The sequence below is a fragment of the Geodermatophilus obscurus genome (assembly GCF_900115395.1).
Classification (GTDB): domain Bacteria; phylum Actinomycetota; class Actinomycetes; order Mycobacteriales; family Geodermatophilaceae; genus Geodermatophilus; species Geodermatophilus obscurus_B.
The window spans coordinates 81,088-106,374 of the sequence record NZ_FOWE01000008.1 but is presented as its reverse complement, the minus strand read 5'-3'; the positions used below and the strand labels follow the sequence as shown (position 1 = coordinate 106,374).

Sequence of the window (25,287 nt, the reverse complement as noted above, 5' to 3'; positions counted from 1 at the left end):
GGTTGTCGACCAGTCGGTCGCTCAGGCCAGCAGTAGCCGCCAGGTGGCGTGGCCGTCGTCGGCCCGATCGCCCAGCCGCCGCCACTCGGCCGCGTCCGGGTCACCCAGGACGGCGTCCAGTCGCCGGAGCCGCTTGCGGTCACTGCCGGCGAAGCGGATGCGCTCGGCGAGCGGGTCGGTCACCAGGCTGGCGAGGAAGGCGGCGTCTCCGCTGTGCCGGGCCCGGTCGCGGTTGTCCGCCGTCCACGCGGCGGCCTTCAGCACCAGAGCGCCCAGGAGGTCCGGTACCGGGACGACCGCGGACCGGTCGCCCTTGACGACGGTCAGCCGGGTGGCTCGCTGCAGTGCCTGGTGACCGCCGTCGACCTGGATCGTCTGGCCGCCGGCCGCGGTGCGGAGTGACCAGCGGGGTGGGGAGTGGTCAGGGGCCAGCACGTCGACCACGGCGCCGTCTGCCGCGCGGCGGAAGCGGTAGACCTTGCCGGCGCTGTCCGGCTGCGGCGCCAGGTCCAGCCGGCGTACCGCCTGTACGCACCGGCTCAGGCTGGCGCGGTCGGTGAGGAGATCCGCGAGCACGTCGACGTCCTGGCTCGCCCGCGTGGCCGTTCGTCCCGCGGCCAGTCCGTGCAGCATCACCATCTGACCGCCGACGAGCACCCAGCCGGCCGGTTCCAGCTGGTCGGCCAGGTCCAGGACCAGGTCCCACAGCCGGTCGAGCGCCCCGGTGAGCGGCGGCAGGACGACGGGTTCCGGTCCGCTCACCGACGGGCGGTGTCCAGCGCAGCGGCGAGCAGGTCGATCCCCGCGCGACGAGTGCGCACGTCGGCCGACTCGGCCAGGTCGACGGCGACCACGGCCGCCGGCATGTGCTGCCGGCCGGTCAGGGGCAGGTTGCCGAAGTGCGGGACCCGGATGACGAGGTTCGCCTCGCCACGGTCCGTCAGGCCGAGCTCCCGCCGGAGTCGATCGAGCGTGTCGGCGGTGCAGTAGAGATCAGCGGCGGCCTCGGCGGCGACGATGTCCGCGCCCACCGTCTCCGCGGCGGTGATCCCGGAGAGGACGACGCCGTCGGCACCCAGGACGCGGTCCCGGTAGGCCGGCAGGACACGGAGTTCGTGCCGCTCGGCGCGGTCCCGGACGGCCGCCACGACCTGCTCGGCGTCGGAGCTCCGCAGGCGGGTGGTGAGCCGGGACCTGGCCGGCCGGTCGAGCCAGTCGGCCCGCTCGCCCGACAGCTCCCACAACGTCGCCCACGCGGCCGGTGCGGACAGGACGCGACCTGGACCGACCGGCATCCGGGCTCGCTCGTCGACCGCGTCCTCGGCGAGGACGAGCGTCCGCCCCACCCGCTCGGCGGGTAGCGTGCCGGCGCGCACGAGTCGCCGGACCTCCTGGGCACTCACACCCAGACGGGTCGCTGCCTGGTCGACTGTCAGCACGGCGACCTCCGTTGCGGAAATAATGCGCTAGCGCATCAATTCTGCAACGTGGACTCCTGATGCGTCCGCGACACGCTCAGCGGTTCGGCTTCGTCAGCCGCTCCAGCGCGGCGGTGAAGCTGGCGTTCCAGAGCCCGAGGTGCGACCAGCGCTCGGCGACGTGCGTCGTCGCCTCCTCCACCGACATCCCCTGCTCGCGCACCAGCCAGCCGCGAAGCACCAGCCCCGTCCGCGACGCCCCACCGTGGCAGTGCACGAGCACCCGGTGGCCCTCGGCGTGCAGCGCGGTGAGGTCGTCGAGGACGTCGGCCAGCATCACGTCGAGGTCGACGTTGTACTCGTTGTCCGCGATGTAGGCCATGCGGTGGTTGGTGTGCGGGAACGGCTCGCCCAGCCGGCACAGCGAGATGACGGCGAAGTCCTCGTCGGAGAACCGCGCGCCGTCGAGGTTGCCCGCCCAGATCCCCGGCAGCACCTCCACCGGACCGATCCGCGGGATGACGCCGGGGTCGTACGACGGCACCGGCTTGCCGTCCAGCGCCGCCGCGAGCTGCTGCAGGTCGGCCAGCCGCCACACCCGGTCGCCGTGCCCGGGGATCCGTCCGTGCACCGGCGAGGACCACCGCATCGGGATGCCGCCCATCCCGTACACCGCCCCGGCCAGCCCGCCGGCCACGCAGGCGACCGTGTCGGTGTCGCCGCCGAGGTCGACGACGAGCCGCAGCACCTCGGCGAAGTCGCGCCCGTGCCGCAGCGCCCACACCGCCTGCCCGAGCGTCGGCCACACCGCGCCGTTGGACTCGGTGGCCTGGTCGGGCGACCAGTCCTCGGCCAGCACGGTCGCCCACCGGTCCCGGTGCTCGGGCGCCACCAGTGACAGTGCCGAGGCGACGGCGGCCAGCGGGTCCCCGCCGTCGAGCGCCACCCGCAGCAGCTCGTGGAAGACGGCGCAGCCCTCGCCGGCGGACGGGTCGCCGTGGGTCAGCGCCGAGATCCGGCGCGCGGCGTCGACGGTCGCCTCCGTGCCGGAGCGCGAGAACCAGATCGCCGCCGGGGTGGTCCGCATCAGCGAGCCGTTCCCCGCCGCGTGCCCCGACCGCGCGAAGTGCTCCTCAGCCGCGCGATCCCACGGCAGCCCCGACGACAGCACCGCCCGCGTCTGGTTGCCGATGTCCGGCGGATCCGCCGCCGCCCAGGCCACGAACCGCTCGAAGAGATCCGCCTCGTCGAGCCCGCCGCGCTCGACGAGGGAGCCGGCCAGCAGCAGCGCCATCTGCGTGTCGTCGGTGAACTCGCCCGGCTCCCAGCCCAGCGACCCGCCGCCGCACATCTCCGTCGCCGAACCCCGCGCGGGCACGGGGAACCGGGCCGAGAACGCGCCCGGCGGGCCGAACTCGAACGGCGCGCCCAGCGCGTCACCCACCGCCGACCCGACCAGCGCACCCGCCACCCGGTGCGAGCGGTGCAGTCCCCGTGTCACGTGCGCCTCCTCGGCCTCGGCGCGCCGACGCTACCGGCGGGGGAGACGCCGATCATGGACGGCGCGTGAGACCGTCCCGTCCCGATGTACCGCACCGACGGCTCTCTGGTCCTGAGCCCCACCGACCTCACCCGCCACCAGGCCTGCGCGCACGCCACGACGCTCGACCTCGCCGTCGCCGACGGCCGGTTGCGTCCGCCCGCCGAGGGCCCCGACGACCACGCCGCGCTCATCGCCGACCTCGGCATCGAGCACGAGCTGGCCTACCTCGACGCGCTCGAGGCCGAGGGGCGGTCGGTCGTCCGCATCCCGGCGCGCTTCGACGTCGCCGGCCGCCGCGAGGCCGAGGCGCTCACGCTGCAGGCGATGCGCGCCGGCGTCGACGTCATCGCGCAGGCGTCCTTCTTCGACGGCACGTGGGGCGGCGCGGCCGACTTCCTGCTCCGCGTGGAGACCCCGTCGGCCCTGGGTGGCTGGTCCTACGAGGTCGCCGACGCCAAGCTCGCCCGCCGCGTCAAGGTGCCCGCGCTGCTGCAGATGGCCACCTACGCCGAGCGGCTCGCCGTCCTGCAGGGCCGGCAGCCCGACCGGATCTGCGTCGTCACCGGCGACGGCGTCACCCACCCGTGGCGGCTGGTCGACGTCGCCGCCTACGCCCGCCGCGCCCGCGCCCGGCTCACCGGCTTCCTCGCCGACCCGCCGGTCACCGGGCCTGTCCCGACCAACTACTGCAGCCAGTGCACGTGGAAGGCGCGCTGCGACGCGGAGCTGCTCGCCGCCGACGACCTCTCCCTCGTCGCCGGCATGCGCACCGACACCCGCGAGGCCCTGCGCGCCGCCGGCATCACCACGCTCGAGCAGCTCGCCGGCGCCGACCCCGAGACGCTGAAGGCGGCGCGCATCGGCGCCGCCACCCGCGCCCGCGTGCAGGAGCAGGCCCGCGAGCAGCTGCGCGAGCGGTCCACCGGTGCGCCCACCCGCACGCTGCTCGCACCCGTCAAGGGCCTCGGCCTGCTCCGGCTGCCCGAGCCCAGCCCCGGCGACCTCTACCTCGACTTCGAGGGCGACCCGCTCTCCGCCGACGGCGCGGGTCTGGAGTACCTCGCCGGCGTCGGGCGGCGCGACGGCTCGTTCACCGCGCTGTGGGCGCACGACCCCGCCGCCGAGCGGCAGATGGTCGCCGACCTCGTCGACCTCGTCCTCGACGCCTGGCGCGCCGACCCCGGCATGCACGTCTACCACTACGCCGCCTACGAGGTCAGCGCGCTCAAGCGCCTGACCGGCCGCTACGGCGTCCGCGAGGCCGAGCTCGACGAGCTGCTGCGCGCCGGGCGGTTCGTCGACCTCTATCCGGTCGTCAAGCAGTCGATGCGGATCAGCAAGGGCTCGTACTCGATCAAGAAGGTCGAGGCGTTCTACGGCCGCGAGCACACCGGGGACGTCGCCGACGCGATGGGCAGCGTCATCGCCTACGAGCAGTGGCTCGCCGACCGCGACCCCGCCCGGCTGCAGGCCATCGAGGACTACAACAAGGACGACGTCGACTCCACCCGCGAGCTCCACGACTGGCTGGAGACGCAGCGCGAGGAGCTCGAGCGGGAGTTCGGCGGCCAGGACCGCCCGCTGGTGTCGGAGACCACCGGCCCGGTGGAGCGGACCGACGCCGACCTCGCCGAGCTGGCGCTGGTCGAGCGGCTCAAGGAGGCCGGGCACGACCTGATCGGCGACCTCGTGCAGTGGCACCGCCGCGAGGCCCGCCCCGGCTGGTGGGAGTTCTTCGCCCGGAAGGACATGGACGACGACGCGCTCGTCGAGGACGGCACCGCGCTCGGCCGGCTGACAGAGCCGGTGGAGGTCGGCCAGGAGAAGCGGTCGAAGCTCTACGAGTACCGGTTCCCGACGCAGGACACGAAGCTGGCCAAGGGGTCGACGGCGGTCGACGTCGACCGGCACGTCAGCATCGGCACCGTCGTCGCGCTGGACGCCGCCGCGGGGCGGGTCGTCGTCAAGACGGCGAAGCCGCCGGTGGCCGCCCGGGGGCTCGGGCCGAGCGGGCCGCTGGACGACAAGGGCATGCGCGCGGCGATCGCCGCCACCGCCGACGACGTGCTGGCCGACCGCGACTGCCTCGGGTCGGCGCTGCTGGCGCGCCGGGTGCCGGCGGACTGCCGGCGGCAGCCGGGGGAGGAGGCCGGTGACGCCGTCGTCCGGCTGGGGCTGAGGCTGGACGGCGAGGTGCTGGCCGTGCAGGGCCCGCCCGGCAGCGGCAAGACGCGGGCGGCGTCGCGGCTGATCCGGGCGCTGCTCGACGCGGGCAAGAAGGTCGGCGTCACGGCGACCTCGCACGCCGTCATCGGCAACGTGCTGTCGGCGGTCCGGCGGCCGGCGCTGCAGAAGTGCGACGAGAACCAGGCGTGCGGGGCGCCGGACGTCGAGTGGTCGAAGGACGGCAAGGAGGTGGCGCGCCGGCTGCTCGGGGGCGACGTGTCGCTGGTCGGCGGGACGGCGTGGTTCTGGACGCAGCCCGACCTGGCCGGGGCCGTGGACGTCCTCGTCGTCGACGAGGCGGGGCAGTTCTCGCTGGCCAACGCGCTGGCCGTGGCGCGGTCGGCCCGCTCGCTGGTGCTGCTCGGCGACCCGCAGCAGCTCGCCCAGCCGACGCAGGGCGTCCACCCCGGCGAGTCGGGGCTCTCGGCGCTGGAGCACCTGCTCGAGGGCCACCCGACGGTCCCCGAGGGCCGGGGGGTCTTCCTCGACCGCACCTACCGGATGCACCCCGCGCTGACCGCGTTCGTCTCCGACCTGGCGTACGAGGGCCGGCTGGAGTCGGCGCCGCTGCGGGAGCGGATCACGGTGCGGCCGGGCGGGCTCGTGTCGGGCTCCGGGCCGGCGGTGCGGTTCGTGTCCCACACGACCCCGGCGTCGGCGTCGTCGGTGGAGGAGGCGCGCGAGGTGGCCGCCGTCTGGAGGTCGCTGCAGGGCGTGGGGTGGGTCGACTACGAGGGCGCGCAGCGGCCGATCGGGCCCGACGACGTGCTCGTGGTCGCGCCGTACAACAACCAGGTGGCGCTGATCCGCTCGTTGCTGCCCGACGGCGCGCGGGTGGGGACGGTGGACCGGTTCCAGGGGCAGGAGGCGCCGGTCGTCGTCTACTCGACGACGTCGACGTCGGCCGAGGAGGCGCCGCGCGGGGTGTCGTTCCTGTACGACCTCAACCGGCTCAACGTGGCGGTGTCGCGGGCGAAGGCGCTGGCGGTGGTGGTGATGAGCCCGCTGCTGCTCGACGCCGCGGTGCGCACGCCGGAGCAGCTGCGGCAGGTCAACGCGATGTGCCGACTGGCCGAGATGGCCGGTGTCTGACACCGCATCGCTGGCCGAGTTGGCGGGCGTCGCCCCGGACGTGCTGGTGCGGGCGCTGGGCGACGCCTGGTTCGAGGTCGCCGGCCCGCCGCACGAGCGGTGGTTCGTGAGCGGCGAGCCGGCGCAGGTGGCGGTGGGCTGGGACGGCTTCGGCTTCACGCTGGCCCGTCCGGAGCCGCGGTGGGAGGGGCACCGGCTCGTGTGGGAGTTCCTGCCCGACCGCCGGTTCTCCTCCGATGAGGTGCTCTACGAGCGCGCGACCCTCGCCGAGGCGGCCGAGGAGGTCGCCCGCAAGCGACGGCGGACCTTCCGCTGGTGCCCGGTGTGCCGCAGGGTCAACGCGCGTGAGCACGTGCACGACAACACCGGTCTGTGCATGCCCTGCGCCGAGCGCCACCTCGGCGTCGTGTACTGAGGAGGAGACGCCGTGGGGCCCTGGGATCTGACCTGGCCCGCCTCCGACGACCCGGTCACCCTGCGGGAGCGCCGGCGTCAGTCGGACTTCCGTGAACGGGTCCTCGGGCTCCCGGCCGGCCGCGACAAGGGCGGCCGGGTGCTGGGCAGTCTCCTCGACGAGGAGGACGGCGACCGCAACCTGCTGTCCCCGGAGGCGGCGCGGTACGCAAAGGCGCGGGCCGGGGTCGTGGGGCGTGAGGGGGGTCAGCTCGACCGCTCACGGCTGTTCACCAACATGCTCAGCTCGATGCCGCTGGCGTTCAGCGTCTTCGGTCACCTGCGGGCGCACCGGGTGGCGGCGGCGCAGGTGGTGTCGCGGCTGCTCGGGCTGCCGGTGACCGGTCTCGACCGGGTCGCCGTCGGGCGCCGGGTCATCGACGGCATCGAGTGCGAGTGGGCGCCGGAGCCGCGTGAGCACCTGCAGGACGGGTCTGCCTTCGACGCAGTGGTGGCGGCCCGGCTGGCCGACGGGGCGAGCCTGCTGGTCGCCGTCGAGACGAAGTACGTCGACAGCTTCAGCCGCGACCCGGGCCCGGAGAGGGACAGGCGGCGGCTGGAGAAGGACGACCGGTACCGGCGCGCGTGCGAGTCGTTCGGCATGGCTCCCGGTGCCTTCGGCCGGCTGGGCGAGTACCCGACCCGGCAACTGCTGCGGAACACCCTGCTGACCGAGAGCGTGCGCCGTGGCCGCTCCGACGACGGACCGGCGTTCGACCGCGCTGTCGCCCTCGTGCTGGCGCGCGACGCCGATGACGGTGCGCGGGCCGCCGTGGAGCGCCTCACCGCCGACCGCGCAGCGATGCCGACGCGCGTCCTCTTCCGCGGGCACGGCGACCTGGCCGACGCCGCCGTTGCGGTGCCGGGGATGGGGGAGTGGGTGGCGTCGTTCCGCCGCCGCTACCTGCCCTGAGGTCAGGCGGCGGGGGAGAGGAGCGGCTCAGGAGTGGTGATCTCGGTGCCGTCGGGTCGCCAGGTTCGCCATCGCCCGCTCGGTTGTCGTTCGACCCGGAAGCCGTGGTGGACCTTCGTGTGGTGGCGTTCGCAGAGAAGGGCTGAGTTGTCGAGGCTGGTGTCGCCGCCGTCGATCCAGTGGACGAGGTGGTGCACGTCGGCCCAGTGACTGGGTGCGTGGCAGCCGGTGAACACGCAGCCGCCGTCGCGGGCCTCGACCGCCCGCCGCAGCGCTCCGGAGACCAGCCGGTGCTCGCGGCCCACGTCCAGGGGCACGCCGTCGGGGCCGAACACGACCCGGGCGATGCGGCCGTCGCAGGCCAGCCAGCGGGCGCGGGCGGCGGAGATGACCGCACCGAAGCCCATGGTCGCGGCGCCCTCACCCGTGGCGAGGTCGTCGAGGTCGATGCGCACGGCCACGTGGGGTCGGACCGTGCGCAGCACCGGCACCTGGCCGGTGGCGAGGGCGTTGTCGGCGATCTGCACCAGTGCGTCGCCCTGCCGCTGGGCGCGGGTGCGCTCGTCACCGGCCGGCCGGTCGGCCTGCACGTGGGCCTCCACCGCGGCCTGGACCTTCTCCCCACCCACCGCGTCGAGGTGCCTGGAGAAGGACACCGACCCATCCGCGTGCCGGGTGAACACCAACCGCCGCCCCTCGGTGGGGTCCGGCTCGGGCCCGTCGGGCTCCAGACCGAGCAGGTAGCGCGCCACCACCGCCACCAGGTCGGCGTGCGGCTGCTCGGTGGCGACGCCGGTGAACACCGCGTCGACCACCGCCAGGTCCACGCCCTGTTCGGCGGCGACGGCCAGCCGCCGCGGCGTCACCGCCCGGGCGGCCTCGGCCACCTGCACCGCCGACACCAGCCCCGCCTCGGCCGCCTCGGCAGGACGGGCAGGTGCTCCAGCGCCCGCCCGTTGGCCACCACCCGCAGGGCCTCCGACCCCGACAGCCGGCCGTGCCCCCGCAACCACGACGCCATCGACTTCTGCCCGTCCCGCTCCGGCGCCTGCGCCAGCTCCGCCGCCCGCACACGGCGGGCCAGCGCGGCGTCGATCCGGTTGCGCTCGGCGACCAGCGCGGCGACGTCGTCGAGTACGTCACCCGTCTGCCAGTCGCTCGAACACATGTACGAATGATACTGGGCGGTCATGGGCTGATCAACTCGAAAGTGCAGCTCAGAGGCCTGACGGCGGTACCGGGGCTCGGCGTCGTACCGTGGCGGGAGGCGGCCAGGACGGCCGGCCGCCAACAGCGCGAAGTCGTGCGGTGGGCCGACGCTGCAGGGGCCGCCGACCTCACCGCCGGGCTCGGTCACCGCCTGGCCGCAGGGCTCGTCTACGCCGGACGGGCCGGGGGAGTGCGGCCGAGCGGGGTGCGGTCGACCAACACGCTGTGGGGCCGCATCGCCACCATGCACCTCGGCGGGCGCCGGCGGTTCTCGACCTTCCGGACGACCCTCTCGGCCTGCCTGTCACCGGTCGGCGGGCCGGCGGTCGACGGAGCCGAGCTGACGGGGTGGATGCACCGGCACCTGCGGGTCGCCGTCCTGCCGCTGGCGGTCGAGGACGTCGTCCCCGGCGAGGGGTGGCTGCTGGGCCTGGCCGACCCGCCGCTCGACCTGCGCGACGTCGCCCGCACCGACCTGCGGCGTGCGATCAGCCGCCGCCGGTCGGCACTGCCCGTCTGACCGCGACGGCACCCCGGTCCGGGGAGGACGGGGGTGCCGTCGCGGAGGTGCGTCAGACGACGCGGCGTGCGCCCGCGTAGCCCGGCATCGAGCTGAGGTTCACGACCGCCACCGGCTTGCCGGCGGAGGAGGCGTGCACCATCTGGCCGTTGCCGATGTACATGCCGACGTGCGAGACCGGGCTGTAGAAGAACACCAGGTCACCGGGCTTGAGGTCGGCCTTCGCGACCGCGGTGCCGAACGTCGACTGCAGCTTCGAGGTGCGCGGGATGGTGACGCCCGCGGCCTTGTAGGCGTAGCTGGTCAGGCCCGAGCAGTCGAACCGGTCGGGACCGGTCGCGCCGTACAGGTACATGTCACCGCGCTGGGCCAGCGCGGTGTCGACGGCGACCTGTGCCGCGCCGTTGGGCGCGGCGGCCGGCGCGGCGGCCACGGTGGTCGTAGTCCCGCCGCCACCACCCGCGTCGGCCGAGGCGACCGCGGGCGAGAGGGTGACGGTGGCGCCGGCGATGGCCGCGACGGCGATCCCGCGGAACGAGCGGCGGGCGATGGACGTGCGTGTAGTCGTCATGGACGACGGTTCTCCTGTTCTCCGCGATCGCCTACCGGGTTAGCTGACGGGTTCGGACGGAGGAGTCGCCCGGCGCGACGGATCGCGCTTCACCCCAGTGCTGCTCTGGGTCCCCGGTCCGGGTGCCGGCTGAGTCGTGGCACCTGGTTCGGCGTGCCCGGCGGGTGTCACGTGATGGGTGACGAGAGGACCCCGGCCGGACCGCGAGGAACGGTAGGGAGGGCCCCACCCGGCCTCAACCGTGCCGACCGCCCGCCACGCCCGACGCGCCGTCGTCGACTTGACCGGCGGCGCGGACTCGAATCGCCTCGCTGACCAGCGCGGACATCGGTACGGGGGACAGGAGACCGAGGACGCGCCGAGGACGACACGCCGAGGTCGAGAAGAAAGGACGGCGCGGTGCGTCCGTACGGGGAGTGACGACGACCTTGCGGCGAGACGGACGGTTGCCCCGGTCGTCGGCGGGGAACCGGAGTACGGAACGAGAGGAGAGCACCCATGGGCATGTTGAGGAACCTGCTCGCCTCCGGCGTCGCCGCCAAGGTGATCCGGGAGCTGCAGAAGCCGCAGAACCAGGCCAAGATCAAGCAGGCCATCCGCAACTACCAGGCCAAGAACAAGAAGGGCGGCCCGGGAGGCCGCGCCTACTGAGGGTTTGACGCCTGACCGCGCCCCCCGTCCCGCACCGGGACGGGGGGCGCGGTGCGTCCGGGGCTACTGGGGCGGCGTGTCGCGGCAGCGGCGCCCCTCCCGGGCGGGCTGCTGCCCGTCCGAGGGGGCCAGCGACCTCGGTGCCGTGGACCTCGAGGAGGCCTGCCCCTGACCCGGGTGTGAGCGCCGTCCCCGCCGCGCGGGGGGACGGCGCTCGTCTCACGGCCGGCCGGCGTGGGGGACGTCGACCTCCGTCGCCAGCAGGACCGCCTCGCGCACCGGCGCCCGGTTGTGCTCGTAGAAGTCCGGCGCGGCGCACATGAGCAGCGTGCGGCCGTCCTCGCCGCCGAGCATGCACGCATAGACACCGAGCCCCTCGGGCGCGGCCACGGCGTCGACGATCTCCCCGCCCTCGGCCACCCGCACCACGCGGCCGCCCACGGCGTCGGCCGCCCAGATGCAGCCGTCGGCGTCGAGCGTGCAGCCGTCCGGTGCGACGGCGAGCTGGCCGAGCACCTCGTCGACGGTGCGGCCGGTGACCTCCGGACCGAGCGACGCCCACACCCGCCGGTTCGACAGCGACCCGTCGGGCGCCAGGTCGAACGCGGTGTAGCGGTTGCCGAGGGTCTCGCCGACCACGAGCGTGCCGCCGTCCGGCGTGATGACCGAGCCGTTGGGGAATTGCAGCCCGTCGGCGGCCTCCGACACCGTGCCGTCGGGGTCGATCCGCTTCAGCGACGCGGTCGCGGCATCGCCGCCGCCCATCAGGTCGAAGCCGAAGTCGCCGGCGAAGACGTGACCGGTCGCGGACACCGCCAGGTCGTTCAGGTGCCCGCCGCAGTGCTCCGACAGGTCCGCGTGGGTCGACAGCGAGGAGCCGTCCCAGCGCAGCACCTCGTGGGTCTTCATCGAGACGACGACGAGCGACCCGTCGGGCAGCCAGCCCAGTCCCGACGGCTGCCCGGGCACCTCGAACTGCACCGTCTCCTGCCCGTCGGCGGTCACCCGGCTCACCGTGTGCCGGTAGAAGTCCGACACCCACCACGTGCCCTCGTGCCAGCGCGGGCCCTCGAAGAACCCGCCGCCGGTCAGCACCGTCCTGATCTCGCGCTCTGCCATGCCGCGGACCCTAGGAGGTCGTGACTGCCGTCACCCCATGGCCGACGGCGGAGCGCAGGGACCCGACGTCCACCGCCCACCTCCGGCGACGGCGGGCCGGTCCCCTCGCCGTCCGCCGGCCCACTGTCCTGTCCGGCACGGTCGTGCTCTGCACACCGGTGTGTGCAGAGCACGACCGTCCGCGGGACGCGGTGGCTGGCAGACCGTGGGCAGGGAGGAGGCCACGTCAGTCGCCCTTGACGTTCACCACCTGGCGCAGCGTGTGCCGGATCTCGACGAGGTCGGCGGCGTCGGCCATGACGACGTCGATGTCCTTGTAGGCGTCGGGGTGCTCGTCGAGGAACGCGTCCGAGCGGCCCCACGCGATGCCCGCCATCCTCCGGTCGAGGTCGGCCCGGCTGAACCGCTTGCGCGCCGCCGTCCGGGAGAACGCCCGGCCGGCGCCGTGCGGCGCCGACATGAGCGACGCGGGGTCGCCCTTCCCGACGACGACGTAGGACGCCGCGCCCATCGAGCCGGGGATGAGCCCCCACTGACCGGCGCGCGCCGAGATGGCGCCCTTGCGCGACAGCCACACCTCCCGCCCGGAGTGGATCTCCCGCTCGGTGTAGTTGTGGTGGCACTGGACCACCTGCTCGCGCCGCACCTCCTCGGTGAGGAACCTCGACAGCTGGTCGGCGACGCGGTCCATCATCTCCTCGCGGTTGAGCGCGGCGAACCGCTGTGCCCAGCGCAGCGCCTCGATGTAGGTGTCGAACTCCGGCTCGCCCTCCTCCAGGTAGGCGAGGTCGCGGTCGGGGACCTCGACACCGCGGGCCCGCGTGCGCTCCTGCGCGACCCGGATGTGCTTCGACGCCAGCTTGTTGCCGACGCCGCGCGAGCCCGAGTGCAGGAACAGCCACACCCGGTCGGCCTCGTCGAGGGACACCTCGATGAAGTGGTTGCCGGAGCCGAGCGAGCCCAGCTGCAGCGGCCACGAGTCGGCGACGCCGTCGGCCTGGTCGGCGCCCGGCATGCCACGCAGCTCCTCGACCCGGGGGGCGGCGGTGTCGCGCACCCTGCGGTTGCGGCCGCCGGCCGACAGCGGGATCGACCGGGAGACCTGCTCGTGCAGGGTCGCGAGGTTGCGGCCGCGGAGGTCGTCGCCGGTGAACTGGGTGCGGACGGCCATCATCCCGCAGCCGATGTCCACCCCGACCGCGGCCGGGATGATGGCGCCGTCGGTCGGGATGACGGAGCCGACGGTCGCGCCCAGGCCCAGGTGCGCGTCGGGCATGAGCGCCAGGTGCGGGTGGACGAAGGGCATCGAGGCGGTGCGCTCGGCCTGCTCCCGGGTGGCGGGCTCCAGGATCGACGCCCAGCTGAGCAGGCGTTCGGTGATCTGCTCCATGGTCCTTTCTCTCTCCGGCGCGGGGCCCGGTCCCCGCGGTGCTTCGGTGGGCCGGGGCAGTCAACGCGCTGGGCTCACGCGGCGCGACCGCATTACCCGGACGGCCGGCCGGCGGACCCCGGCGTGCCGTTTCCGTTCCGCGGACCCCGGGCAGCTCCCGCTCCGACCGGACACCGAGCAGTGAGGACCCCGCGATGCAGGTCGGACTGAAGCTCGCCACCGAGGCGTTCCCGCCCGAGGAGGTCGTCCGCCAGACGGTGCGCGCCGAGGAGGCGGGTTTCGACTTCGTCGAGATGAGCGACCACTTCCACCCGTGGCTGGACGCCCAGGGCCACAGCGGCTTCACCTGGTCGATGCTCGGCGCGATGGCCGCCAGGACCGAGCGCATCGGCCTGGTCACCGGCGTGACCTGCCCGATCATCCGGTACCACCCGGCGATCATCGCCCAGGCCGCCGCGACCGTCGCGCTGCTCTCCGGCGGCCGTTTCACCCTCGGCATCGGGGCCGGCGAGCGGCTCAACGAGCACGTCGTCGGCACCGGCTGGCCGGCCGTGCACGTGCGCCACGAGATGCTCCGCGAGGCGCTGCAGATCATCCGGCAGCTGTGGCAGGGCGGCTACCAGACCTTCGAGGGCAAGTACCTGCAGCTGGAGGACGCCCGCGTCTTCGACCTGCCCGAGCAGCTGCCGGTGATCGCGGTCGCCAGCGGCGGCCCGCACGCCTCGAGGTTGGCCGCCGAGTTCGGCGACGGCCTGTTCGCCACCGAGCCGCGCGAGGACCTGGTCGCCGCCTTCCGCGACACCGGCGGCTCCGGGCCGCTCTACGCGGAGGTGCCGATGGCCTGGGCGCAGGACGAGGAGTCCGCCGTCGCGGAGGCCCTGGAGAAGAGCCGCTGGGCGCTGACCGGCTGGAAGGTGATGAGCGAGCTGCCCAACCCGGTCAACTTCGACGCCGCCAGCCAGACGGTGAAGGAGGACGACATCCGGCAGCAGTTCTCCGTCGGCCCCGACCCCGACGTGCACGTCGCGCAGGCCCAGCCCTACGTCGACGCCGGCTTCGACCACCTGGTGCTGCAGAACGTCGGGCCCGACCCCGACGGGTTCATCGACGCCTGCGCCGGCGGCCTCATCGAGCGGGTGCGGGGGCTGACCCCGTCGTCCTGACCGTGCCCCGGCGGTGGACGCGTGACCACCACCGGCCCGGGTAGCCCCGGTCGATGAGTGAGACGACGAACGGCCAGGTCGGCAAGGTCGACGCCCCGGACGCGGGCACCGGCCGGATGGGTCAGCACCACCTGGCCGCGGGGTCCCGGGTGGCCATGCGGCTGTGGGACGAGCAGCCCGAGAGCGAGGGCAAGCCGGAGACCGCGCGGGACTACGAGACGGTGGGCTACGTCGTCGCCGGGCAGGCCCGGCTGCGCGCGGGCAGCCAGACGCTGGAGCTGGGCCCGGGCGACTCCTGGGTGGTCCCGGCCGGGGTGGCCCACACCTACGAGATCGTCGAGCCGTTCACCGCTGTGGAGGCGACGTCCCCGCCCGCACAGCAGCAGGACCGCGACGCACCACCCGCCTGACGGGGCGGGACTACGCGCGGTCGAGCAGGCGCAGCGGCGGACGGGAGGACAGCCGCTTCTCCAGGCTGACCCGGTGCCGGCCCTCGGCGTCGCGGCGGAAGTCGAGGGAGTCGACCAGCGCCTCCATCAGCCGCACGCCCGCGCCGCCGTCGACGTCGAGCCCCGCCCGGCCCTCGGCCTCGGCCCGGTCGAACCCGGACCCGTCGTCGACCACGGTGATCCGGCACAGGCCGTCGCCGATGGCGACCGACACCTCGTACTCCGCGTGCTCGCCGGCGTGCTGGACGACGTTCGCGCAGGCCTCGGTCAGCGCCAGCGTCGTCTCCTCGACCACCGGCCGGTCCACCCGCAGGTGGTCGAGGGCCTGCCGGCACAGGCCGCGGACGAACGGGACGCTGTCGACGTCGACGGGCAGCCGGACGGTGAACGAGATGTCCACGCCGAGCCTCCCTCCGTGACGCCGTACTACGCTCCTGCGGTCCAGGCCGAGCGAGGGAGCCCGATCGTGCTGTTCGTCGTCCACCGCGGAGCGGCTCACGGGCGACCGGCGCTGAGCGTACGTGGTGAGCTCGACGTCGCGACGGCTCCCCGGCTGGCCGAGAGCGTCGCGTCCGAGCTGGCGGCGAAGCCGCGGTCGCTGGTCGTCGACCTGACCGACACCACGTTCCTGGACTCCTCGGGTGCGCGCGAGCTGGTCCGCGCCGCACGCCGGGCCGCCGACGTCGGCACCTCGGTGCAGGTGGTCTGCCCGCGGGGCAACACACCGGTGCGCCTGGTCATCGACCTGCTCGAACTGCACCTGCTCGTGCCCGTCGTGGAGTCGGCAGCCCTCACCGACGGCGAGGTGGGGTCGTAGGGTCGAGCGGGTGATCCGGCCCCCGGCGGCAGCTCCCGACCCCGTCGGCCGCCTGGTCGACGCCCGTTCGCAGGCCGAGGCGCTGGCCCGCTGCGCGGAGGAGCCGATCGCCGTCCCCGGCGCGATCCAGCCTCACGGCGCGCTGCTCGCCGTCACCGAGCCCGACCTGGCCGTCGTCGTCGCCTCGGCGAACGCCGCCGAGGTCCTCGGCGCCACCCCCGCCACGCTCGCCGACGTGCTCGGCACCGCCGACCTCGACCGGCTGCGGGCCGCGCTCGACGGCGACCTCGCCGAGGCCGACCCGCTGCGGGTCGCGCCCGGCGGCCGGGAGGCCGACCTGGTGCTCAGCCGCAGCGGCGGCCTGCTGGTCACCGAGTGGGAGCCCGTCGCCGGCGCCGGGGAGGCCGGCGCGGCGTGGCACCGGCGGCTGCCCCGGGTGCTGCAGCGGCTGTCCGCGCCGACGACGCTCGAGGGGCTGACCGCCGTGCTCGCCCGCGAGGTGCGGGCGCTGACCGGCTTCGACCGGGTGATGGTCTACCGCTTCGACGCCGGGTGGAACGGCGAGGTGGTCGCCGAGGACCGGCGTCCAGACCTCGAGCCGTTCCTCGGCCTGCACTACCCGGCCGGCGACATCCCCGCCCAGGCCCGCGCGCTGTACGCGACCAACTGGCTGCGGCTGATCCCCGACGCCTCCTACGCCCCGGTGCCGCTCGACCCGCCGCTGCTGCCGGGGACGGGCGCGCCGCTGGACCTGTCCGGCGCAATGCTGCGCAGCGTCTCGCCGGTGCACCTGGAGTACCTGGCCAACATGGGCGTCACCGCCTCGATGTCGGTGTCGCTGATCGACCGCGGGCAGCTGTGGGGCCTGGTCGCCTGCCACTCCTACAGCGGCCCGCACCGGCCCTCGGTCGCCGACCGCACCGCGGCGGAGTTCCTCGGCCGGACCGCCTCGCTGCTGCTGCACACCACCGTCGAGGCCGGCGACCGCGAGGCGGTGGTGGCGGTGTCCCGGCGGGAGGCCGACCTGGCCGCCGCCGTCGGGCGCAGCCCCCGGGCGCCTGCCGCGGCGCTGGTCGACGGCGACGTGACCGCGCTGGACCTGCTCCCGGCGGCCGGCGCCGCGGTGCGCCTCGGCGGCCGGCTGCACCTGCTCGGGACGACGCCGCCGGCCGACCGCGTCGCCGCGCTCGTCCCCGCGGTGCTGCGCGCCGGCGGGGGCACCGACCGGCTACCCCTCGACCTGCCCGGCCTCGACGACCTCGCCGCCGACGCCAGCGGCGTCCTCGCCGTGGAGGTCGGCGGCGGGCGCGGGGACTTCCTCGCCTGGTTCCGCCCTGAGACCCCGCGCGAGGTCAGCTGGGGCGGGGACCCCTCGACGTCGGAGGTGACCGACGGGCGGCTGTCGCCGCGCCGCTCCTTCGCCCGCTGGACCGAGACCGTCCGCGGCACCGCCCGCCCGTGGCGGGCGCACGAGGTCGCCGCCGCCCGCGCGCTGGCCGCCCACCTCGGCGAGGCGGTGCTGGCCCGCGCCGCCGAGGACGACCGCCTGTCGGCCGCGCTGCAGCGCACCCTGCTGCTCGAGGAGCTGCCCGAGGTCCCCGGCGTCGCGCTGGGCGCCCGGTACCGGCCCAGCGAGGCCGACGTCGTCGGCGGCGACTGGTACGACCTGGTGCCGCTGCCCGGCGGGGAGCTGGCCGTGGTCCTCGGCGACGGCGCCGGGCACGGGCTGGGCGCAGCCGCGGTGACCGCCCAGCTGCGGCACGCCCTGCGCGCGGCGCTGCTGCGCGACGAGGGCCCGGCCGCCGCGCTCGCCGCGCTGAACCGGCTGGTCGCCGCCCTGCTGCCGGGGGAGATGGCGACCGTCGTCGTCGCCCAGCTCGACCCGGGGACCGGGGAGCTGGCGCTGGCCAGCGCCGGGCACCTGCCGGCCGTGCACGTCGCCGGCGGCGCCGCCGCGTTGGTCTCCGACGGCCGCGGACCGGCGCTCGGCCTGCTCGACGACGTCGCCTACCCGCAGGTGACGCTGCGGCTGGGGGCCGGCGACCGGCTGCTGCTCTACAGCGACGGCCTGGTCGAGCGCCGCGACCGGCCGCTGCCCGAGGGCATCGAGGCGGTGCGCCGCGCGGTGGCCGCGGCCGCGGGGGAGCCGCAGGAGGTGGTCGACGCGGTGGTCGGCGCGCTCGACCCGCCCGGCACCGACGACGTCACCGTGGTGGGGCTGGCGCGGGTCTAGCCGGGGACGCCGCCGCGGACGAGGTAGCGGTAGGCCGGTGAGCCGGGGTCGAGGTGCTGGATGCGCAGCGGGCTGGCCGCGATCCGCGCGAGCAGGCCGGGCAGGGTGTCGGCGCTGCCGAGCTCGATGCCGGTGAGCGCGGCGCCGGTCTCCCGGTTGTCGCGCTTGACGTACTCGAACAGCACGATGTCGTCGTCGGCGCCGAGGACGTCGTCGAGGAAGCGGCGCAGCGCCCCGGGCTCCTGCGGGAACTCGACGAGGAAGTAGTGCTTGAGGCCCTGGTGCACCAGCGAGCGCTCGATGACCTCGGCGTAGCGGCTGACGTCGTTGTTGCCGCCCGAGAGCAGGCAGACCACCGTCGAGCCGGGCTCGACGCGCACGGTCCCACCGGTGAGCGCTGCGGCGGCCAGCGCCCCGGCGGGCTCGGCGATGATCCCGTCGACCTGGTAGAGGTCGAGCATCTCGGTGCAGATCTGCCCCTCGGGCACGGCGACCACCTCGGCGCCGCAGTCGCGCACCAGCGGGAAGGTGACGTCGCCGGCCCGGCGCACCGCGGCGCCGTCGACGAAGGTGTCGATGGCCGGCAGCTCCACCGGCCGCCCGGCCGCCAGCGCCGCCGCCATGCCCGCCGCCCCGGCGGGCTCCACGCCGACCAGCCGGGTGCCCGGGCTGGCCTGCGCCAGCCAGGTTCCGCAGCCGGCGACCAGCCCACCGCCGCCCAGCGGCAGCACGACGACGTCGGGCGCGGAGCCCAACTGTTCGAGCACCTCGACGGCGACCGTCGCCTGCCCGACCACGACCGGCCACGCGTCGAACGCCGGCACCAGCGTGGCGCCGGTGGCGTCGGCGTGTGCCCTGGCGGCCGCGGCGGCGTCGTCGTAGGTGTCGCCGGTGACGACCAGCTCCACCACGTCCCCGCCGAGCGCGCGGATGCGGGCGCGCTTCTGCCGCGGCGTGGTGCCCGGGACGAACACCGCGCCGCGGACGCCGAGCACCCGGCAGGCGTGCGCGACGCCCTGCCCGTGGTTGCCGGCGCTGGCGCACACCACCCCGGCGGCGCGGGCGGCGGCGTCGAGGCGGCTGATCGTGTTGTAGGCGCCGCGGACCTTGTAGGAGCGGCCGACCTGCAGGTCCTCGCGCTTGAGCCACACGTCGGCGCCGGTGGCCCGCGACAGCCGCTCGTTGCGCTGGAGCGGCGTGCGCTCGGCGACGCCGGCGAGGCGGCCGACGGCGTCGCGCACGTCGGCGGGGAAGCGGGTCAGGTCCGGCGCCACGGCGGTGCTCACGGTGTCCCATCCTCCCTGCCGGCCGGGGTCCTCCCGCGGACGCTCGTGCTCTGAGTCCGTGGCGGACTCAGAGCACGAGTCGGCGGGAGGAATAGGTGCTCCTGCGGACGCTCGTGCTCTGCACACACCTGCGTGCAGAGCACGACCCGGCGGAGGTGCGGGAGGTCTCCTTCAGGCGGTGACCCGGCCGTCGTCGTGCACGGTGAGCCGGCCGGTGGCGGCCGCGCGGTCGAGCGCCGCGGTGAGCAGCGGGGTCAGCGACGGCGTGCGGCGGCGGTAGCCGAACACCTCGGCGGTGCGCACGAACAGCTCGTCCCGCGGCAGGCCGCCGTGGCGGCACAGGGCCACCATCGCGTTCCCGACCTCCTGCGGCGGCACGTGCTCCAGCGGGCGCACGGTGCTCGCGGACTGGCGGCGGTAGGCGGTCCACGTCGCCGGGTCCAGCGACGCCGGCCACACGACCTCGCCGTCGAGCGTGTGCGCCGGCAGCAGCGCGAGCAGCGCGTCGCGGCGGGCCTCGCCCACCCGCGAGAGCCCGAAGGCGCCGGCGGCCAGCCGGGCCAGGCGGTCGCGGTGCACCGGGCCCTCCGCCTTCAGGCCGGCGGTGAGCACGCGGGTGACGAGGCGGGCGTTGCGCGGGTCGGTGAGGGCGTCGAGGACCTTGCGGTCACCGGCCGGCTTCGGCGACCACGCACGGAAGCGCAGCTCGGTGGCCGGCACCTCCTCGGCGGCCGGCACCTCCTCGGCGGCGGGGTCCTCCTCGGCGGCGGGGGTCTCCTCCGGGACGGGCGGGACGACGCTCAGCGCCGGCGGGCCCACCGGCTGCGGCTCGGCGGCCTCCCCGGGCAGCGGGCGGGGGAGCGGCGCGAGGGCGGCCGACGTCACGGAACGCAGCACCGGCACCGGGGAGGGCGCCGGTGTGGCAGGACCGTCGTCCACCACGGACAGGACCGGGGTAGGGGCCGGGACGGCAGGCGCGACGGGGGCGGCCGCGGCGACGGCGGCGACGAGGCGGTCCAGCACGGCGTCGCGGTCGCGCAGCCACGCCGGCAGCCACACCCGCTCCACCGCGGGCCAGCCGAGGGCGGGGAGGACCTCGGCGGGCAGGCCGTCGCGGTCGCCGACCGTGCGCCGCCGCGCCCACGCCGGACCGTCGAGCAGCACGGCGACCAGCGGGGTCCCCGGCGCCTCGGGCCGGGCCAGCGTCAGGTCGATGCGCAGGTCGGAGAGGCCGACGTCGGTGCGCACCACCAGTCCCCGCTCGCGCAACGCGGCCGCGACCTCCTCGCGGTGCGGGTCGGGGACGCCGGGCCGACGGGCCTCGCGCGGCAGCGCCTCGGTGCCCAGCGCGGCCAGGTCGAGGTAGGCGCGCAGGTGCTTGATGCCTACCGACGACGTCTCCTCGGCCCGCAGCGCCGCGGGGTCGAAGGAGCAGAAGACGACGACCTGCCGGCGCGCCCGGGTGATCGCCACGTTCAGCCACCGCTCGCCGCCGACCCGGTTGAGCGGGCCGAAGTCCAGCGGCAGCGCGCCGCGGGGGTCCAGGCCGGCGCCGAGCGAGATCAGCACGACGTCGCGCTCCTCGCCCTGCACCTCCTGCAGGGTGCGGACGAGCAGGCCCTCGCCGTCGGCGCGGTCCAGGGCCGCGGTCAGCCGCTCGTCGCCGGCCTCGCGCAGCAGCGACTCGACGTGCGCCCGCTGCCGGGCGTGCACGGTGAGGACGGCGATCGACGGCGTCCGGCCCGGCTCGGCGTCGAAGCGCCGGCGCACCTCGGCGACGACAGCCTTGGCCTCGATCGGGTTCGTGCGCCGCAGCCGCCCGCCGCCCGTGCGGTGGAAGGTGCCCGGCACGCGCACCAGCGAGATGCCGGTGTCCGCGCGCGGCGGCGCGGGGAAGGAGGACAGCCGGCCGCCGTAGTGGTGGGCGTTGCTGAAGGCGATCAGCGACTCGTCGCGGCTGCGGTGGTGCCAGGTCAGCCGGTGCGCCGGCACCCCCGCCCGCAGGCACGCCGACAGCAGCGACTCCTCCTCGTCCGCCGCGGTGCCCGGCAGGGCGTCGGGAGCGGCGGGCGGCAGCTGCCGGCTGTCGCCGGCCACCACCGCCGACCGGGCCCGGCCCAGCGCGCCGACGGCATCGGCGACGCGCAACTGCGAGGCCTCGTCGACCACCACGAGGTCGAACAGGCCGGCGCGCGCGGGGAGCAGGCGGGCGACGGAGTCCGGGTCGGCCAGCACGCAGGGCAGCAGCGCCGCGACCGTGTCCCCGTGCGCGGTGAGCAGGGCGTGCACGCCCGCGTCGGCGCCGGGTGCGGCGAGCTCGTCCCGCAGGGCGGCGAGCCGGTCGCCGTCGAGGCGGCGGGCGGCCAGCGCCGCGGCGGGCAGCGCGGTGGTCAGCTGCCGCCGCACCGCGCGGGAGGCGGCGGTCAGGCGGGCGAGCGCGGTGTCCTGGTCGGCCGCGTCGACGTCGTCGAGGCCGGTGGCGGCGCGCCGCTCGACGGCCGAGGCGGCGGCCAGGCCGGCCTGCAGGGCGCGCGGGGCGAGGTCGGCGCGCAGCCGGCCGCTGACCAGCGCGGCGCGGGCCTCGGTGAGCCCCGCCGCCCGCAGGGGCTCGACGGTGTCGAGGAACTCCGCCCACCGGCGCAGCGAGATGAGCCCGCTGTGCTCCAGGCCGCGCTCCGGGCGGGTCATCGCCCAGCGCAGCAGCACGCCGTCGGTGCCGCACCAGGCGGCCAGCCGGGCGGGCGTGCTGCGGCACACCCGCAGCAGCGTGTCGAGCTCGTCGCGCAGCCGGGCGACCGCCGCCGCGGCGGCGGGGGAGGGGCCGGGCCCGGCGACGACGTAGCGGCGCAGCGCGACGGCGAAGCCGCGGGCGCTGTCGACGACCGCGCCGGCCCGGCGCAGCCAGGCCACCTGCCCGTCGAGCAGCGTCGGCTGCAGCAGCGGGTTCCAGCTGGCCGGCACCGCCAGCCCGGGGACGACCGAGGCGCGGGCGGCGAGCGCGGCCGCGGCGGTCTGCAGCCGCCACAGCGACGCGGTGAGCTCCGGGACGTCGCGCAGCCGCACGGCCACCCCCGGCCGCAGCACCGGCGCGAGCCGGTCGCGCACCGCGACCAGGCCCTGCCGGCGGGTCCAGGTGCGGGCGGCCTGGGCGGTCTGCGCGGCGACGTAGAGGTCGGCCAGCGGCAGCGCCAGCGCCTCCGGCGTCGCCACCTCCAGGCCCGGGTGGACGGTCGAGGCGAACGCGGCGACCTCGGCGAGCAGGGCCGTCGTCGCCGCCGACCAGCGGGCCGTGGGCACCTCGTCGAGGACGTCCAGCCCGACGGCCGGGCCGGACAGCAGGTGGGCGAGGTCGTCGAGGTCGCCGGGGGTGCAGACCTCGCGCAGCGCCCGCGCGAGGTGCTCCTCGGCGGGCAGGGCGCGCATCGCGGCGTCGACGGCGGCGGCCGCCCGGTGCGCGGCGGGCAGGTCGACGCCGGCGGTGTCGACGAAGGCCCACGGGTGCCGCGGGGAGGGGCGCACCAGGTCGGCGACGTCGGGCAGCAGCGCCAGGGCGCGGCGCACCGCGGCCAGCGTCGCCGGGGACGCGCCGGCCACGAACGACGGCGGCAGCGGCAGCGCGTCGGTACCGGGAGCGGGTCGCGCGGTGCACGCGGAGGAGTACGACAGCCCGGCGGCGTTGGGGGCGTGCAGCAGCTCGGCGTAGCGGGCCAGCGCCCGGCGGGCGGCGCGCAGCTCCCCGGCGTCGGCGGACGGGTGCTCCCCGGCGGGCGGGCGTCCGCCGTCGGCGGCCGTGTGCTCCAGCGCCGCGCCGACCCGGGCGCGCACCGCGGCCGGGCGGGCGCGCAGGTCGAGGGTGAGCGGGCCCAGGCCCACCCCCTCGAGCCGGCGGGCGACGACGTCGAGCGCGGTCCGGCGGGCGGCGACCACCAGCACCCGCCGGCCGTCGGCGACCGCGCGGGCGACCAGGTTGGTGATGGTCTGCGACTTGCCGGTCCCCGGCGGGCCCTCCAACATGAACGTGCGGCCGGCGCCGGCCTCCGCGACGGCCCGCAGCTGCGCGGAGTCGGCGGGCAGCGGGCACGCCGCCGCCAGCTCGTCGAGGTCGGGCCGGGGCGGGGCCGGCACCGGGTCGGCGAAGGACCCGTCGGGCGCGGGCACGAGGGCGCGGACCAGCGGGTGGGTGACCAGGTCGCCCCACGACCGGTCGAGGTCGCGCCAGGTCCGGTACGCGGCGGGGCGCAGCAGGGCCAGCTCGGCGGTGGCCTCGACCCGGAACGGCAGGCCGGCCTCGGTCACCGCCTGGCGCACCGCGCCGAGCACCGTGTCGACGTCGACCCCGTCGCCGTCCTCGCCGAGCCCGCGGGCCTCCAGGCCGTGCACCCGGCGCAGCACCTCCAGCAGGCACCGGTTCGGCCCGGCGCCGGCGGGGTCGGCGGCGGTCAGCCGGTAGCCGCCGGGAGCGGGGGAGAGCGACACCGGCAGCAGGAACAGCGGTGAGCGCAGCGGCCGGCCGTCGAGCTCCCACGCCAGGGTGCCGACGGCGAGGTGGAGTTCCTCGGCGCCGGTCCCCTCGCGGGCGGTGCGCGCTCGGTGCGCCAGCGTGCCCAGCCGGTCGTCGTAGCCGTCGGCGGGGACGTCGGCGTGCACGGCCGCGCGGTCGTGGAGGACCTCGCCGAGCACCCCGACCGGCAGCTCGCGCGCCGAGCCCAGCACCTGTGCGGCGTCGGCGGCGCCGAGCTCGTCGCCGGGCAGCACGGTGACCGCGCCGTCGCCGCCGAGCAGCTCGGTGAGGGTGGCCAGGTAGAGGCCGGGGACGACCAGCGGCAGGCCGGTGCCGTCGGGGAGGTGCAGGAGCCGGTTGCGCGGGCTCGGGTCGAGCAGCCCGTCCAGCCACTGCCGCACCCGCGGGGGCACGTCGTCGCGGCCGCCGGGCGCCGGGGCGGCGTGCCGTCCGGCGGGGTCGCCGGTGCCGTGCGCGGGCGCGCGGTACTCGACCACCTGCAGCGCGCCGTCGGGCCCGCGCAGGCGGGCCGGCAGCGGCAGGATGCCCTCGCGGCGGGCCCGGTGGACGTCGGTGACGCCGAGCAGCCGGTCGGTGCCGCCGGTCAGCCACGCGTCGGCGGCCGCGCGGTGCAGGTGCCCGGCGTCGGGCTCCTCGGGCCCCCGGGTGGTGAGCAGCGTCGTCTCCACCAGCCGGACCAGCCCGGCGCCGACCAGGTCGGCCAGCGGGCCGACGTCGGTGGTGGCGGCGCTCTCGGCGCTGAGCTCATCCCGCCAGTAGCCGAGGAACGCGTGACCGTCCGCGAGCCACAGCAGCGTCCGGACGCCGGCGGCCTCCAGGACGGCGGCGAGCGCGACGGTGGTGTCGAGGGCGGTGCCGACCCGGCCGTCGAGGACGTCGCCGGGCGTGCGCACCTTCTGCGCGATCTGGGCACGGTCCGCGGCCGCCTCGCTGTGGCGGATGCCGCGGGCGCGCATCGCGGCGGCGACCGCGGAGACGACCTGGTCGACCCGCGCGGGGTCCGCCGCCGACAGGGAGGCGTCCCCGGTGCGCGCGTCGAGCAGCGCGGCGGCCTCGGTCAGCAGCGCGGTCACCGCCGGGTGGTTCGGCATGACGTGCGCGGCGAGCATCTCCAGCGCGAGCGGCACGGGGGAGGCCAGCCACTGCCCGGCGGCCAGCACCTGCACGGGGACGGCGGTGCCGCCGACGTCGGCGCCGTCGACGGTGACGTCGACCTCGACGACCCCGGGCCGCTGCTCCTCGATGTGCAGCACCGCGGCGGCGTCGACGACCAGGCCCACGTCGCTGAGGACGGTCGTGGCGTCGGCGTCGAGGTCGACGGTGAGCTCCACGGGGCTGCCGATCGGGCCCTCGGCGTCGCGGACGCCGAGCCGGACGACCGCGCCGTGCACCGCGGGGCCGTGGGTGGTGAACGCCAGGCGGGAGACGACCGGGACGCGGTGGGCGGCGAGGGCGTGGGACAGCACCGGCGTGCACGTCGCGGCGACCGCCACGGCCACCCGCGGGGCGCCGTCGTGCGGCTGCGGCCGGCTGTCGGTGGTGCTCACGGATCCTGTCTACCGGTCCGGACGGACCGGTCCGGTCATCGCCGCGAGCGTCTGGGACGGGTGTGACGGGAGGGCCGAGAACGTGCCCAGCGGCCCGTCCCGGCTGCCGATGAGGGTCGGCCGCCGGGGGCGCAGGCAGACAGCGCGGCCCGGCCGGCGTGGCCC

20 protein-coding genes and 1 riboswitch are annotated in these 25,287 nt (G+C 76.2%); of the genes, 9 read left to right on the top strand and 11 right to left on the bottom strand.

Features of this window, described 5'->3' with window-relative positions; genetic code table 11:
• Nucleotides 1–21: 21 nt before the first annotated feature.
• The 3 genes from BM165_RS16625 to BM165_RS16615 form a co-directional block, all read right to left on the bottom strand.
• Complete coding sequence (locus tag BM165_RS16625; RefSeq protein ID WP_083427432.1) at nucleotides 22–762, bottom strand: nucleotidyl transferase AbiEii/AbiGii toxin family protein; 741 nt, start codon at nucleotides 760–762, stop codon at nucleotides 22–24.
• Entirely contained in the window at nucleotides 759–1,439 is a 681-nt protein-coding gene (locus BM165_RS24855) for a helix-turn-helix domain-containing protein (RefSeq protein WP_075014662.1), read from the bottom strand. The genes BM165_RS16625 and BM165_RS24855 overlap by 4 nt, the downstream gene beginning before the upstream one ends.
• A 76-nt stretch (nucleotides 1,440–1,515) precedes the next feature.
• Nucleotides 1,516–2,919: an ADP-ribosylglycohydrolase family protein gene (locus BM165_RS16615; protein ID WP_075014661.1), complete on the bottom strand. Its 1,404-nt coding sequence runs from the start codon at nucleotides 2,917–2,919 to the stop codon at nucleotides 1,516–1,518.
• A gap of 84 nt (nucleotides 2,920–3,003) precedes the next feature.
• Here BM165_RS16615 and BM165_RS16610 point away from each other — a divergent pair, with 84 nt between their 5' ends.
• The 3 genes from BM165_RS16610 to BM165_RS16600 are packed head-to-tail and all read left to right on the top strand — an operon-like array spanning nucleotide 3,004 to nucleotide 7,645.
• Entirely contained in the window at nucleotides 3,004–6,279 is a 3,276-nt protein-coding gene (locus BM165_RS16610; protein ID WP_075014660.1) for a TM0106 family RecB-like putative nuclease, read from the top strand.
• On the top strand, nucleotides 6,272–6,694 hold the full coding sequence (locus tag BM165_RS16605) for a hypothetical protein (protein WP_075014659.1): 423 nt from the start codon (nucleotides 6,272–6,274) through the stop codon (nucleotides 6,692–6,694). Before BM165_RS16610 ends, BM165_RS16605 begins: the two co-directional genes overlap by 8 nt.
• 12 nt (nucleotides 6,695–6,706) lie before the next feature.
• Nucleotides 6,707–7,645 carry a PGN_0703 family putative restriction endonuclease gene (locus tag BM165_RS16600; RefSeq protein ID WP_075014658.1) on the top strand — a complete coding sequence of 313 codons (939 nt, stop codon included), beginning with the start codon at nucleotides 6,707–6,709 and terminating at the stop codon, nucleotides 7,643–7,645.
• Nucleotides 7,646–7,647: 2 nt separating this feature from the next.
• Here the strand turns inward: BM165_RS16600 and BM165_RS16595 are convergent, their stop codons facing one another.
• Complete coding sequence (locus tag BM165_RS16595; RefSeq protein ID WP_244274286.1) at nucleotides 7,648–8,547, bottom strand: HNH endonuclease signature motif containing protein; 900 nt, start codon at nucleotides 8,545–8,547, stop codon at nucleotides 7,648–7,650.
• Nucleotides 8,508–8,813 carry a hypothetical protein gene (locus tag BM165_RS25760; RefSeq protein ID WP_244274285.1) on the bottom strand — a complete coding sequence of 102 codons (306 nt, stop codon included), beginning with the start codon at nucleotides 8,811–8,813 and terminating at the stop codon, nucleotides 8,508–8,510. The genes BM165_RS16595 and BM165_RS25760 overlap by 40 nt, the downstream gene beginning before the upstream one ends.
• Nucleotides 8,814–8,948: 135 nt before the next feature.
• Here BM165_RS25760 and BM165_RS16590 point away from each other — a divergent pair, with 135 nt between their 5' ends.
• Nucleotides 8,949–9,374: a hypothetical protein gene (locus BM165_RS16590; protein ID WP_075014657.1), complete on the top strand. Its 426-nt coding sequence runs from the start codon at nucleotides 8,949–8,951 to the stop codon at nucleotides 9,372–9,374.
• Nucleotides 9,375–9,426: 52 nt separating this feature from the next.
• Here BM165_RS16590 and BM165_RS16585 read toward each other — a convergent pair whose 3' ends face one another.
• Complete coding sequence (locus BM165_RS16585) at nucleotides 9,427–9,945, bottom strand: C40 family peptidase (RefSeq protein WP_083427431.1); 519 nt, start codon at nucleotides 9,943–9,945, stop codon at nucleotides 9,427–9,429.
• 12 nt (nucleotides 9,946–9,957) lie between these two features.
• Nucleotides 9,958–10,091, bottom strand: a riboswitch (cyclic di-AMP (ydaO/yuaA leader).
• A 352-nt stretch (nucleotides 10,092–10,443) separates the two neighbouring features.
• On the opposite strand from BM165_RS16585, the gene BM165_RS24850 reads away from it, so the two are divergent.
• Nucleotides 10,444–10,596: a hypothetical protein gene (locus BM165_RS24850; RefSeq protein ID WP_177225227.1), complete on the top strand. Its 153-nt coding sequence runs from the start codon at nucleotides 10,444–10,446 to the stop codon at nucleotides 10,594–10,596.
• Between the two features lie 219 nt (nucleotides 10,597–10,815).
• On the opposite strand, the gene BM165_RS16580 is transcribed toward BM165_RS24850, so the two are convergent.
• Together BM165_RS16580 and BM165_RS16575 are read right to left on the bottom strand one after the other, a co-directional pair.
• Nucleotides 10,816–11,715: an SMP-30/gluconolactonase/LRE family protein gene (locus BM165_RS16580; protein ID WP_075014656.1), complete on the bottom strand. Its 900-nt coding sequence runs from the start codon at nucleotides 11,713–11,715 to the stop codon at nucleotides 10,816–10,818.
• Between the two features lie 226 nt (nucleotides 11,716–11,941).
• Nucleotides 11,942–13,105 carry an RtcB family protein gene (locus BM165_RS16575; RefSeq protein WP_075014655.1) on the bottom strand — a complete coding sequence of 388 codons (1,164 nt, stop codon included), beginning with the start codon at nucleotides 13,103–13,105 and terminating at the stop codon, nucleotides 11,942–11,944.
• A gap of 194 nt (nucleotides 13,106–13,299) precedes the next feature.
• On the opposite strand from BM165_RS16575, the gene BM165_RS16570 reads away from it, so the two are divergent.
• Together BM165_RS16570 and BM165_RS16565 are read left to right on the top strand one after the other, a co-directional pair.
• The gene (locus BM165_RS16570; protein ID WP_075014654.1) at nucleotides 13,300–14,268 is read left to right on the top strand and encodes a TIGR03557 family F420-dependent LLM class oxidoreductase; all 969 of its coding nucleotides are present in this window, start codon (nucleotides 13,300–13,302) and stop codon (nucleotides 14,266–14,268) included.
• A gap of 53 nt (nucleotides 14,269–14,321) precedes the next feature.
• Nucleotides 14,322–14,678, top strand: coding sequence for a cupin domain-containing protein (locus BM165_RS16565; RefSeq protein ID WP_075014653.1), 357 nt, complete (start codon nucleotides 14,322–14,324; stop codon nucleotides 14,676–14,678).
• 10 nt (nucleotides 14,679–14,688) lie between these two features.
• On the opposite strand, the gene BM165_RS16560 is transcribed toward BM165_RS16565, so the two are convergent.
• On the bottom strand, nucleotides 14,689–15,117 hold the full coding sequence (locus BM165_RS16560) for an ATP-binding protein (protein WP_075014652.1): 429 nt from the start codon (nucleotides 15,115–15,117) through the stop codon (nucleotides 14,689–14,691).
• A gap of 15 nt (nucleotides 15,118–15,132) precedes the next feature.
• On the opposite strand from BM165_RS16560, the gene BM165_RS16555 reads away from it, so the two are divergent.
• Nucleotides 15,133–15,534, top strand: a complete 402-nt coding sequence (locus BM165_RS16555; RefSeq protein ID WP_143108191.1) for an STAS domain-containing protein — start codon at nucleotides 15,133–15,135, stop codon at nucleotides 15,532–15,534.
• 10 nt (nucleotides 15,535–15,544) lie between these two features.
• Nucleotides 15,545–17,767, top strand: coding sequence for a SpoIIE family protein phosphatase (locus tag BM165_RS16550; RefSeq protein WP_177225226.1), 2,223 nt, complete (start codon nucleotides 15,545–15,547; stop codon nucleotides 17,765–17,767).
• Here the strand turns inward: BM165_RS16550 and ilvA are convergent.
• Nucleotides 17,764–19,053 carry a threonine ammonia-lyase IlvA gene (gene ilvA / locus BM165_RS16545; protein WP_075014650.1) on the bottom strand — a complete coding sequence of 430 codons (1,290 nt, stop codon included), beginning with the start codon at nucleotides 19,051–19,053 and terminating at the stop codon, nucleotides 17,764–17,766. The genes BM165_RS16550 and ilvA overlap by 4 nt on opposite strands.
• A gap of 171 nt (nucleotides 19,054–19,224) precedes the next feature.
• Nucleotides 19,225–25,122: a DUF3320 domain-containing protein gene (locus BM165_RS16540; protein ID WP_075014649.1), complete on the bottom strand. Its 5,898-nt coding sequence runs from the start codon at nucleotides 25,120–25,122 to the stop codon at nucleotides 19,225–19,227.
• Nucleotides 25,123–25,287 lie beyond the last annotated feature (165 nt).